Below are 12,410 nucleotides of genomic sequence, written 5' to 3' on the forward strand. Positions count from 1 at the left end.
GCACCATATAACTCAGCTGTTTCTTTATATGAATATTGCTTATTGATGTAGAAATCTACAGCTTTTAACTTTGTTTCAAGTGTGTGTTTTGACATAAAAAACTGCACCTCCAATTATTAGTTTTTGTCTAACAATTGGGGTGCAGTTCATTAAGGTCAGTAGTTTTTCTGTTTATTAAAAGGTGTATCGTATACATCTTTAGTTACCATAATGGCCTATTTAGGAACGTATGTAAAAAAGAATCCTTACTGCAGTAGGCAAGGAGTCAGTATTGGTATAAGAAATGCTTGATCTTTATACGGCGAGAGTTGTCTTATTTACTAAGATTTAGTCATATGATGTTTGTTTAAAGTCACATATTACTATAGTTTTTTTTTTTTTTTTTTTTTGAAATTTAATTTTAACATTTTAAAATAATTGTTGAAATTAAATTTCAAAAACGTTATTCTGTATTTGAGAACGATTTCAAACAAAAACCAAGATAGGATGATAAGAAATGCTTGAACATTTAACTACTGAGACTCGTAATGAAAGAACAATGAATCTGGATGAAATGTCCATTTTTGATTTTCTTACAACCATGAATGAAGAAGATGAAAAAGTTGCGAGTGCGATAAAAAAAGAACTTCCTTCTATTGCGAAAGCTGTAGAAGCTATTATAAAAGCTAAAAAACAAGGTGGTCGTCTTATTTATATAGGAGCAGGAACCAGTGGCCGCATCGGCTTGCTAGATGCTGTTGAGTGTCCACCTACATTTGGTACAAACCCAGATGAAGTAATAGGCTTAATTGCTGGCGGGGAAAAAGCCTTTATCAAAGCAGTAGAAGGGGCAGAAGATAGTAAAGAGTTAGGCATGGAAGACTTACAAAACATTCGACTTACTAAGGCGGACATTGTTGTGGGGATTGCAGCAAGTGGTCGTACACCTTATGTCATTGGAGCATTAGAATATGCTAACTCAATTGAAGCTCAGACAGTAGCAGTTAGCTGCAATAAGGGTTCTGATATTGGAAAAGTAGCAAACATTGCAATTGAAGTAGTAAATGGTCCTGAAGTATTAACAGGTTCTACTCGCTTGAAAGCTGGAACAGCACAAAAATTGGTTTGTAACATGCTTTCGACAGCTTCTATGGTAGGTATCGGAAAAGTGTATGGAAATCTAATGGTAGACGTTCAGCTGACGAATGAAAAGCTCGTAGAGCGCGCAAAACGAATTGTGATGGAAGCAACTTCATGCACGTATGATACGGCAGAAGAGTACTTAGCAAAAGCAAATTGTAATTCTAAGGTTGCTATAGTCATGATCTTAACAGGACTTTCATATGAGGAATCTTTACATCGTTTAGAACAAACACAAGGATTTATCCGTCAAGCAATCGTGAATTAAGTAGCGAAAATATAAGGGAGATGGGAACAACTATGAGTAAACATCATCAAACAGCTAAAGAACTGCTTCAAGCTCTTGGAGGAAGTTCTAATATAGCGAATTATACACACTGTATGACAAGACTCCGAGTCACCCCAGTGAATCATAATAAAATTGATGAAGCGAGTATAAAACAAGTGAAGGGAGTGGTAGGGGTTGTCGATGATGATACGTATCAAATTATTCTAGGACCAGGAGTAGTTACTAAAGTTGCTGAACAATTTGGTATTGTACTTCAAGAAGATTCTGCAGCTCCTTCATCTGAAGATTTGACTTCAAAAGGTGCAGATATGAAGTCTGAGCTAAAAAAGAAAAACAATACGCCATTCAAAAATTTTTTACGAAAAGTTGGAAGCATTTTCATACCTCTAATCCCAGCATTCGTAGGTGCAGGTTTAATAGCTGGCATTGCTTCGATTTTAGCCAATAGCATAACCGCAGGAGACCTTGATAAAGATACTTGGCAACAATACGTTACAATTCTTAATGTGATTAAAAATGCAATTTTCAGCTATTTAGTTATTTATGTAGGAATTAACGCAGCAAAAGAGTTCGGAGCTACTCCGGCCCTAGGTGGAGTTATCGGAGGTATCACCCTTTTAACGGGAGTTACAGAAGAGTTTCCTATTATGAATATCTTTACCAATCAGCCTCTAACTGCTGGGCAAGGCGGGGTTATCGGGGTTTTGATTGCTGTATGGTTACTCTCATTTTTAGAAAAATTCTTACGTCGATTTATTCCTGATGCAATCGATATTATTGTAACACCTACAATTGCTCTTCTGATTGTTGGCTTGCTAACGATTTTCTTTATTATGCCTTTTGCAGGCCTCATTTCTAGCAATTTAATTGGTGGTATAGATTGGACACTTGAACGTGGAGGTATTTTTGCAGGTTTTGTACTAGGAGTGGCATTTTTACCATTGGTGATGCTAGGTCTGCATCAAGTATTAATCCCTATTCATATTGAAATGATTAACACAGCTGGTATGACCATCTTGCTTCCGATTCTTGCAATGTCTGGTGCTGGACAAGTAGGTGCAACTTTAGCACTTTGGGTTCGTTGTCGTAAAAATAAATCACTTGTTACCATTATTAAAGGGGCTCTTCCTGTCGGAATATTAGGTATTGGAGAACCACTTATTTACGGAGTTATTCTTCCATTAGGACGCCCATTCATTACGGCTTGTATCGGTGGAGGAATTGGAGGAGCCGTAATTGGAATGTTCGGAAATGTTGGCTCCATTGCTATCGGTCCATCCGGTCTAGCTTTAATTCCATTAATTGCTCACGGTTTATGGCTGAAATATATCATCGGCTTACTTGCAGGATATGCTGGAGGATTCATCTGCACATATTTCTTTGGCATACCAAAAGAGGCTATTACAGAAGGCTCTAATAACAAAGAAGTACCTGAAGCGAAGACAAAGACTGAAGTTGCTGCAACAGGTGAGAAAAAAGAAATGAACTACACAACTTTAGGAAGCGCATTCAAACTTCCGTTTGATGGATATATTATGCCTCTAGAAGAAGTCCCTGATGCCGTTTTTTCTTCAAAGATGATGGGAGATGGTTTTGCCATCGAACCAACTAATAATACTCTTGTTTCTCCTATAAATGGGGAGGTTGTTAGCATCTTTCCTACAAAACATGCCATAGGTCTAAAAACAGATCAAGGTCTAGAGTTTTTAATTCACGTAGGGTTAGAAACAGTGAACTTGAATGGGAAAGGGTTTACATGTCTAATTAAAGAGGGAGAAAAGGTTACACAAGGAACCCCGCTTTTAAAAATAGACCTAAACTACATTAAAGAAAATGCTAAATCACTTGTTACACCAATCATTTTTACAAATTTATCTGAACATATTCAAATACAGTTATTAAAAACAGGGTACAATGAGCAAGGTATAACAAATATTATTGAGTTAGTTTCTAAAAAACAGTAAGTTAATTAAATCTAATTGATTATTTAAGGGTACTTTTCTAAATAGAAGAGTACCCTTTTTTACTGGCGGCAATCCATCACTTCTAGAGAGTAACCAGGTCAGGATTAGCTATTGGTTCGTTTTTGTAATATTAAACATTAAGCAATGATAGGTTGCTTTTACGCCATTTTCGTCACGATGATTATTTTCATATAAATTGATTAACTGACGAAAAAACGAAGGACGTTGACAGTAGCTTTCCTCGTTACTGTTACTTGCTCCAATTTTTTTTATTGATGTAAAAAATGCCTGAACCGTCGGAAAGTATTGAATCTCTAGTTTCTCCATTTTTGATAGTTTAAATGGATGCTCTCTCAATGGAACTAATGCTTGTTCACAAATTTGAGACAACTCTTCAAGAGAAAAAAACGATTGGCCAGGTGAACTGTTACTGAAAAGACCAAGCTTTTGTTTTGCATGACTGTAGCATGAATGAAGCTCTTGAAATGTACCATTACCAAAGGTTGAAAATAGCAGGCTGCCTGTAGGCTTAAGTTGTTTATACAATTTTTTTATTGTCGTATGAAGACTATTAAACCACTGAAACGTTGCATTCGAAATAATAAGGTCATAATGTTTTTCTATACTTAGTTCCTCGATATCTCCGCATATGAATGAAACTCGATCTTCTGTTACTTTTTTCTTTGCTAAATCAATCATTCCTGATGACAAATCGACTGCTGTAATAGTAGCCTTAGGAAATTTTTTGCACAATAATTGTGTTAAATAACCCGTGCCGCAGCCAATTTCAAGAACAGTTATTTCCTGTTTAAAGGAATTAGTGGAAAGCTGATCTATTAACTGGTTTGCCATGCTTTTTTGTACATCGGCATAAGCATCATAAGTTTTAGCGTGATTATTGAACCTTTTCTTTAAAAGTTGCTTATTAATCATAAATGAGCTCCTTTTCGAGAAATTTTTCTATAAGTTGCGTACATTGCTGAGGCTTTGTAAAAAAAGGAATATGGCCAGCTTTTTCTAGAATGCACAGCTGCGCTTTTCCACCAATTCTTTCAGCTATGAAAGAAGAAGACTCAGGTAAACATATTTGATCATCTCTTCCATGGATCAACAAACAAGGAGTTTGAATTTGATTGAGTTGCATTCTAACATCTTTTTGGAGTAAATAATCCAGCCCTGTAAGGAGGGAGTACGCACTGTCTCCTTGATAATCACGCTGAACAACTTCCATAAATTGATGATGAAATTCTTCTTCTTTTTCAGATTTAGTGAACATAGCGTTATAAAATGAAGCAAGGGTTTTTTCTTTATTACGCTGTAGCTGTTTTTTCATACGTTCAACGACGCGCTGCTCCCATCCAAATGTATTATGCATGTCGTTTGTAAAGCGACTAGTTCCGCCGATTAATATGAGTCCTTCTATCTTGTTAGGGTATAAACTAGCAAGTTCAAGCGTTACAAGGGAACCTAATGACCAACCCATTAAATAAACAGTACCTGGAGTAGAAGTAAGCAATTGGATTGCTCGTTCTCTAAAGTCACTTAGTTCTTTTAGACCTCTCCAGTCTGTACACAAAACGTTACATATAGTAGACAATGATTTTATGATTGGGTGAAACGCCGCTTTTTCCATTCCCCATCCGGGAAATATTATAATAGTAGATGGTTTCATTGAATCACACTCATTTCTTTTCCAATTAAAGAAATTCTCTTTATGGCCCAATCTAAATCTTCTCGAGTATGATCTGCTGTTACAGTAAAGCGAATTCTTGCTTTATTTTCGGGAACAGTAGGAGGCCTAACTGCAATAGCAGCAATTCCTTCTTTCTGTAAGCGCTCTGCAAACTGCATAGTTCTTTTGTTTTCTCCCGTCAAAATTGGAATGATTTGAGATTGACTCTTGCATGTGTTAAATCCTTCGTATGTAAGTGCTTTCCTAAAAAATAGTGCATGTTGTTGAAGAAGTGCGCGACGCTCTGTGTCTTGTTGCACCTTTTCAATTGCAGCCGTTATTGCACCGAGTATAGCAGGGGGAAGAGCAGTTGAATAAATGAATCCTCGCATTCTATTTTTTAAATAATCTATGAGCCACTGTTTTCCGGTAACATAAGCTCCAAATGACCCTAGCGCTTTACTAAACGTTCCCATTTGAATATCAATTTTATCTTGCAGATCGAGAAAATGCGCATATCCTTCACCATTTCTTCCGTATATACCGCTTGCATGAGCCTCATCAACCATTAGTAGGGCGTTATACTGCTCTTTTAATTTAACAAGCTCCTTGAGCTTGGCGAAATCACCATCCATGCTGAAAACAGTATCTGTTACAATTAACTTCCGTGACTCCAAGGGAACTTTTTTTAATAAATTTTCTAGGTGGTTCATATCGTTATGGCGATAGCGCTGAAGTTTTGCACGGCTCAGTAGGGCCCCATCAATGATACTTGCATGATTTAACTTATCGCTGAAGATGAAGCCATTACGCGGAACCAAGGCTGAGATGATTCCTAGGTTTGCATTATAACCACTATTGATAATAAGTCCTGCCTCAGCTTTTTTCCAATTAACAAGTGCTCTTTCTGCTTTCTCGTAAAGAGAGTGATTTCCTACTATTAAGCGTGAAGCTGTTGCTCCTATTCCATATGTCATCACAGCATCACTCATTGTTTTCTTCAGCCCCTTATCTCCTGCGTAGCCTAAATAGTTATTAGAGGCAAGGTTCAACATCCTATGTCCATTGACTGTAAGCCATGGTTGTTCAGCAAATTCTGTAGTAACAAGGTGCCGTTTTTGAAAAATCTCATCTAAATAGGCAAGTTCTCTCTTAATATCTTCTTTCCAATTCAATACACTTTCACCACCGAAATAAATAATTGTTAACTTAATATTATTTTAAGTTAACAATTATATCTAATCACGCCTTTAGAACAGTGTCAAGATAAAATAGTTTAAAGAAAAGATACTAGATAATTGTCGCCACATAGCTCCCTACAGTTCATTTTTTGAATCTCATGAGTAGACGTGCAACCTTACTTCAGTACTCAAATAAAACCTAAAAAATCAATACTTTGTTCACTACTCGTATTTATTAATTAACTTCTTTTCTTAATGAAAAAGCTGCCAAATAGGCAGCTAATAATACAGCTCTAATTTTTATTTAAGGTTTTGCATTGCCAGGAGGCTTGTTAGTTGGAAAAATTGCTTTTTCCAACTCTTCTGCTGCGATTACTGGATCTACCGTATTGCTAGTTGATTTGCCTTTTTGACTATTGCCTTTATCGCGTTTCTGACTCATTTTTAAATCTCCCTTCAATATATAGTTACACTGTTAAGATGAGTTAATAGAGCGGAGCTTATTCAACCCATTGTCCTTTTTAAATAACATTCTAGAACTTGAAATTTCTTTTACCAGGACCTATCAGACAATATGCTTCCTTAGATAGTTAGATCGGGAATTTGTTTTCTTAAACCGAATATATATTAGGTAATTAAAATAAAGTAAGGTGGATTAGACATGGATAAAAGAGTCATTTTTGACTTTGAAGTCGATTTTACTAATGGCGGTGGAATACAAGGGCAGGAATTTCGTCTCGATATTGAGGGTGATGATATCTCTGACGAAGAATTGGCAAAATATATTGTAAAAGATATGAGGCTGCTGATGGTGGGTAAGGTAAGGATACTGAACAAAAAAATTATTAGTGAGAAACATAAACGAAAACCTGCCGAGGAAGATAGTGAAAAATAAAACAATTATATGTTATTTGTTTTAATCACATATGCATAGTAAAAAAAGAAGTTACCAAAAGGTGACTTCTTTTTTTATTTAACCTTATTTTCACTCTTTTTAAGCCTTAAGACATAGGATTCATTAGCTTCCTGAGGTAACTACATAGTATCTAAAAAATCATAATTCCACTTATCAATCAGTATGTATTTCATTAATGTTTTTCTTTAATATACTCCCATTTATAGACATTTTATTTTGTTTTTTATCTTAGACTGCAAAATTTATAAAGACGAATTCTTTGATAGGTGGCAACATTTTTCATAAACAATCTGAAACCCATACAGCACAAACGTTTTTATTAAAAAAACAATGGATAATTGAAATCTAGTCAGCCGGGCTAAAGAGACGTATCCTATTTTTTTTAACCATTTTAGTCCGAAGTAAGTAAAAAAAGAATCAATAAGTATATTTACTAAAAGATATAAGTTGAACTTTCCGTAAGTATATTTTAATATCCACAAAGCTCCAACTAAAAAGGGGCCAAATATTAACGGTAATTCTGCTAGAACATTCGGCTTGATTGAGTACGGAAACCACCACCATTTTTTCTTCTCTGCAAACCTGCCTTCGGCAATAAGATACAAACTCATAAAAAGACTCCCTGGAAGGAATCTTTTTAGCGTTTTTTTACCAATAAACGGAATACTAAGCCAAGGTAAAATCGTCATCAAAATGATTAGCAATTTATCTTTTTTCTTCAAATGATATACTCCCTTTTCAAAAATATGGATATGTATATATATTCCCTTTTTCATGAGTGTTTATGTGATGAAATAAGAGATCCTGTTTTTTATTACTTTGGTTCATTTCTTCTAAAGCTTCTAATAAACATGTAGTAGTAAGGAAACCGAAGGGAGAGCTAGTAATGATTTCATTATGGGAGGAACATTTATTTTGGTTAGAAATAATTCAGGACCATGCTTATTTTGTACGAGATCACTTATCGGTGAAGGAAGTCGAATACGTCCGAACAGCTAAGCAATATATTCATTTGTTTGATGACTTGCTAAAACAACTGAACTATTTATCCCCCGATGTTATGCACAACGATCCTGCATTAATAGAATTCTCGAGAAAGGCCTGGTCAATTACCAAAGGGTATTTTGATTTTGAAGGGTCTCTTCAGGCTCTTCGAATTGAAAACGCAGTGAATCTAAACTTATCTCCAACCTATCTTAATGGTACGTTAAGTGAAAATCAGGAATATTTAAGATTTTTATCTTATCTAGTAAAAGGAAAGGAGCCGGTTCCTCTTAGCTTAGTCAAATTAATGGATTTATGGCTGGAAGATCAGCTTGGACATGCCGTTTTGTTTAAAAACCTGCTTGATCCGATTGAGATTATGATATCTAAACAAGCAGATTCATATATCGGAAAGTTTCAGGCTTTCATTGTACAAAATCATCATTTAAAGGGGTATTTGCGATTTAAGGAGCCAGGTTTTGCAAGACAAACAGAATTTGCTTTAGAAGTGGGGAAAACAACTATTGAAATGAGCCAGTTTGTTTATGCTATGACCGAAAAATACAAGGAGAACAAGCTTTTAAATAAGGAAACGTTAAGATTTTTGATACATCATTTTCCTGAGACTTGTTATTTTATCAAAAAATTGAGTTATTATGCTCCCAAATTGCAGCAAGAAGCCAACCAATGCTCATTAAGAAGAATTTCTTATCTTTAAGATAAGCTAAAACATTTCGTAGGACCTAAACCCATTCTTATTTTATATTTCTGTAAGCTTTATTTATAGGTATATAAAAAAGAAAGGTCTACTATAGAGGGGAGACCTTTCTTGAGAAGGGTTAATTATTGAAATAAAGGAAATGCAGTGCGTATTTGATTAGTTTGCTATGCAAAAGCTGCTTCAATAGTTCAAATCCCTCCTATAAAAACCCAGCACTTTTTACATCGCCAGTTATATCTTTCAGTTCTTTTTTCTTTCATTACAAAAGATTTCGCTCTTACGTTCGCGCCATCCATATCTAATAACCAAATGATTCGTTCTTAATCAGTTTTTGATATTGACAGATTGATTATATTTTGTGAGACTTAATATACATAATGTTCATTAGTTTACATCGTGTGCAGAATGTATGTTGATGATACAGGACAGTTTAAATAGTTAATCACCAGAAAAGGTCTAAATGGCTGCACCTATACAAGTCATAATCATATGCCTGAGACTCAATAATAGTTATACAAGGAGACGAACGATGTCTAAAAAAACAAAAGTAGATCCTAGGATAAAAAGAACAAATAAATACTTAAGAGACGCTTTAGTCGAACTTCTTAAAGAGAAAGACGTCACGTCCATTACGATTCAAGAAATTACGGAAAAAGCGGAATTAACGCGGGGAACATTTTATTTGCATTATCAAGATAAGCAAGACTTTCTCATGCAGAGTATGAATGAAGTTCTAGAAGAGCTAATAGAGAAAGTAAAGCCTAAACAAAATAATGAGGATTCCGCAGCAGTAGAAGAAAACGATGAATCCGTTTCTTTCTTAAAGCTTTTTGAATTCATCTATGACCATGCCGATTATTTTAAAGTTATGCTAAGTGATCGAGGATTACCTCAATTTAGAAGTCATATGACGGAAATTGTAAAGAAAAGAGTGTATGGAGAGCTAATCTCTTCGATTGGAGAAGCAGAGGATGGACTTGATATCCCTGAAGATATTCTGATTAGTTATATCACATCAGCTCATATAGGTGTCATTTGTTCTTGGTTAGAAAGTGATATGAAATTCAGCCCTGCATTTATGGCTGAAAAATTAACCAGCTTAACACTTTCAGGGCCAATTCGAGTGGCAGGTTTAGAAAATAAGATAAAGCTTCCTTACTGAAGCTTTATTTTTTAGTTTGTTCAAATGCGGATAAACATTTTTCTTCTTTACCCTAGCTACTGTGATGGTTAGAAGAAACATGAATGCCTCATTTTTAGTTTTTTACAATCATGAAAGGCAGAAAGGAATTGTAGTATGAAAATAGAAAAACACTGGGGGATTTCCTTACTGGCAGTTTTAGCTATTGGTCCTGGTTTAATGTTAAACACTTCATTAAATTCTATACGTGAAATTCTCCAACAAACGTTTAACGATCAATCTTATATTTCGATAACACCGGTTTTAATAGGGGTTATAAGCTTTGCATTTTGTATTCCTTTTGGACCTATCCTTCGACATAAGATAGGGGAGAGAAGGACGTATGTTCTTTCGATGTGTTTGTTTCTTATAGGAGCTATTGTAAGCATTGCTTCTAACAGCTTCTTAGGAATGGGCATTGGTCGTTTTTTACAAGGAACAGGAACGGGCTTAGCACTTATGATGATGATTCCAATGCTGGTTCTTTCTTTTCCGATTCAGAAACGGAACTTGGCATTACTGATTCTTATCGGCGGATTTTATGGATCTAGCGTTGTGGGCATTTTTCTCGGAATGTTAGTGAACAGCTATGGACACTGGAGATGGTTATTTTATATAGCAGCCCTCCTTTCCTTACTGGGAATAGGCTTCAGCTACAAATTTCTAACAAATGATCATACTAAGCAACAGCACAAACATCAGGAACCGTTTGACATCATCGGTGTAGCATTAATGTTTATGGTTACTGCATTTATTACGTTTACATTACTTAATCTCCAAAAATCAGGATGGGCATCTACTTATGTTTGGATAGGCATAGTGGGAAGCATCATTTTTCTATGCTTTTTATTCGCAGCAGAATGGCATATTAAAAATCCTTTAATTCCCTTTAGATTAGTGGCTTCTCGAAAACCAACTCTTGCTATCCTGATCGCTGTTATAGGCAATATTAGCATGAGTTTAACTCTTTTATCTCTACAAGGAATGCTTAAAAGCGGATCTAGTTTTGATAAAGGAGACACTTCATTGATCTATATCGGGCTTTTTGCGGGAATAGTGATTGCGGCCGTATTAAGTGCCGTATTATATGATAAAGTTGGACCGGGAGTATTAGGTATTATAGGAGCGGTCATTATTATGGGAGTGAACATACAGTGGATGTATGTAGACGGTCATGCTTCTGCATTTCTCTTTGTTAGCAGCTTTGCCGCCTTAATCGTAGGAGTAGGATTCACAGTTGCTGCAGGTCTTATGGGTGCTGCTTTAGGCGGACCGCTACCAAGTTTAGTCCCTCGGATGGTCACGGTTCAATTTATAAGAGTTACAGTATCTGCGGTCATCCCTGTAATCAGCAGTATCGTCTTTGCAAAGGTGTATAAAGATCACCTTGCAACAGTAAGCGCAGAGAGCCAGGTGGCTAGTAAAGAAAATTTCACTCAATCTCTACATGTAAAATCTGAAATCATTACTTATCATACATTTTCTACGTTTTCGTGTGTATTGAGCATTGTGGTATTAGTTCTTTCGTTTTTGATGTTCCTAACAGGTAAAGGCCACAAGCTGGCTCATAAGCCGCATGACAAAGAAACACATAAAGAAAAGCTGAGTACGGAAGAGCTTCCCAATAAAAAAGCTACTCCCGTTGTTGAACGTTCACTTAAAGAGGCTGTTTCAACTCAAGTCATTGGTGACAGCGAGTATAGAGAAGCTTTAAAAAAATTTGGTCAGTCTAAACCTTCTGCTGATAAAATGCTGCATATGAGAGATCAAGAATATAGAAAAGCTCTTAAAAGGATGAAGGATATAGAACAATAAGTTAAACTCGAGCAATTTGAGTGAAGAATTGAAAGAGCAAACTCGCATGGCAGTGAGTTTGCTCTTTTAATTTCTACATGTACGCTTTGCAGATATGTTGTTAATAAAAATATTGTGTGTGTTGGACCGCCGTGTAGGGAAAAGAATTTTACGTAAAATGAAAGAATTCATTTTAGAAGAAAATACATTAGTTCAGGATTTTTATAAATTACGTTGTGACGCAGAAAATATACATAATAGTGAATAAACAAAACAGAGCTTTCATAAAATAGGGAGTTCTGTTTTTTCGCTTAATATCAATATTCAAATTTGATGGAGCCTTTTGTTTAGATGAATTTAGTATGTGAATTCGAGTTGTTTGTCTGCACATTAAATGCATGTATTTAGCTTGTTTCTTACTTTATCTAAAAAGTATGAAATAATGAATTTTATCCAAAAAAGAAAAATTAGTAGACTAAATTAAAGGTACGCTTAGAGGGCGCAAAATCTATTTTGGCTTCAAGTCGGAGAAAAATTTTAGTGACTAGAACTAGAATAGGAAAAAAGAGACTACCCTATAAGATATTGTA

General features: G+C 35.4%; 10 protein-coding genes and 3 pseudogenes. 8 read left to right on the forward strand and 5 right to left on the reverse strand.

Features of this window, described 5'->3' with window-relative positions:
• Window positions 1–496: 496 nt before the first annotated feature.
• From murQ to AC1DEF_RS24790, 3 genes and pseudogenes are all read left to right on the forward strand, one after another.
• Window positions 497–1,387 (forward strand): N-acetylmuramic acid 6-phosphate etherase, encoded by an 891-nt coding sequence (gene murQ, locus AC1DEF_RS24780; protein WP_097823066.1) that lies wholly within the window; start codon window positions 497–499, stop codon window positions 1,385–1,387.
• Between the two features lie 32 nt (window positions 1,388–1,419).
• Window positions 1,420–2,811, forward strand: a pseudogene (locus AC1DEF_RS24785) (PTS transporter subunit EIIC); the annotation flags it as partial.
• A gap of 120 nt (window positions 2,812–2,931) precedes the next feature.
• A pseudogene (locus tag AC1DEF_RS24790) lies at window positions 2,932–3,372 on the forward strand (PTS sugar transporter subunit IIA); the annotation flags it as partial.
• 108 nt (window positions 3,373–3,480) lie between these two features.
• Here AC1DEF_RS24790 and bioC read toward each other — a convergent pair.
• The 4 genes from bioC to AC1DEF_RS24810 form a co-directional block, all read right to left on the reverse strand.
• A complete protein-coding gene (gene bioC, locus AC1DEF_RS24795) occupies window positions 3,481–4,305 on the reverse strand; it encodes a malonyl-ACP O-methyltransferase BioC (RefSeq protein ID WP_097823064.1) in 825 nt (274 codons plus the stop codon).
• The gene (locus AC1DEF_RS24800; protein ID WP_097823063.1) at window positions 4,298–5,044 is read right to left on the reverse strand and encodes an alpha/beta fold hydrolase; all 747 of its coding nucleotides are present in this window, start codon (window positions 5,042–5,044) and stop codon (window positions 4,298–4,300) included. The genes bioC and AC1DEF_RS24800 overlap by 8 nt, the downstream gene beginning before the upstream one ends.
• Window positions 5,041–6,219 carry an 8-amino-7-oxononanoate synthase gene (gene bioF, locus AC1DEF_RS24805; RefSeq protein ID WP_097823062.1) on the reverse strand — a complete coding sequence of 393 codons (1,179 nt, stop codon included), beginning with the start codon at window positions 6,217–6,219 and terminating at the stop codon, window positions 5,041–5,043. Before bioF ends, AC1DEF_RS24800 begins: the two co-directional genes overlap by 4 nt.
• 310 nt (window positions 6,220–6,529) lie before the next feature.
• Window positions 6,530–6,667, reverse strand: coding sequence for a hypothetical protein (locus tag AC1DEF_RS24810; protein ID WP_176521202.1), 138 nt, complete (start codon window positions 6,665–6,667; stop codon window positions 6,530–6,532).
• Window positions 6,668–6,886: 219 nt separating this feature from the next.
• On the opposite strand from AC1DEF_RS24810, the gene AC1DEF_RS24815 reads away from it, so the two are divergent.
• Entirely contained in the window at window positions 6,887–7,120 is a 234-nt protein-coding gene (locus AC1DEF_RS24815; RefSeq protein ID WP_097823061.1) for a cyclase, read from the forward strand.
• A gap of 263 nt (window positions 7,121–7,383) precedes the next feature.
• On the opposite strand, the gene AC1DEF_RS24820 is transcribed toward AC1DEF_RS24815, so the two are convergent.
• Window positions 7,384–7,863: a hypothetical protein gene (locus tag AC1DEF_RS24820; RefSeq protein WP_013084378.1), complete on the reverse strand. Its 480-nt coding sequence runs from the start codon at window positions 7,861–7,863 to the stop codon at window positions 7,384–7,386.
• 164 nt (window positions 7,864–8,027) lie between these two features.
• Here AC1DEF_RS24820 and AC1DEF_RS24825 point away from each other — a divergent pair, with 164 nt between their 5' ends.
• The 4 genes and pseudogenes from AC1DEF_RS24825 to AC1DEF_RS24840 form a co-directional block, all read left to right on the forward strand.
• Window positions 8,028–8,843: a DUF2935 domain-containing protein gene (locus tag AC1DEF_RS24825; protein WP_097823060.1), complete on the forward strand. Its 816-nt coding sequence runs from the start codon at window positions 8,028–8,030 to the stop codon at window positions 8,841–8,843.
• A 532-nt stretch (window positions 8,844–9,375) separates the two neighbouring features.
• Window positions 9,376–10,008, forward strand: a complete 633-nt coding sequence (locus AC1DEF_RS24830) for a TetR/AcrR family transcriptional regulator (protein ID WP_097823059.1) — start codon at window positions 9,376–9,378, stop codon at window positions 10,006–10,008.
• 135 nt (window positions 10,009–10,143) lie between these two features.
• A complete protein-coding gene (locus AC1DEF_RS24835) occupies window positions 10,144–11,841 on the forward strand; it encodes an MFS transporter (RefSeq protein WP_097823058.1) in 1,698 nt (565 codons plus the stop codon).
• 97 nt (window positions 11,842–11,938) lie between these two features.
• Window positions 11,939–12,088: pseudogene (locus AC1DEF_RS24840) on the forward strand (SF0329 family protein); the annotation flags it as partial.
• Window positions 12,089–12,410: the final 322 nt, after the last annotated feature.

It is taken from the genome of Priestia sp. 10L35 (assembly GCF_056395685.1).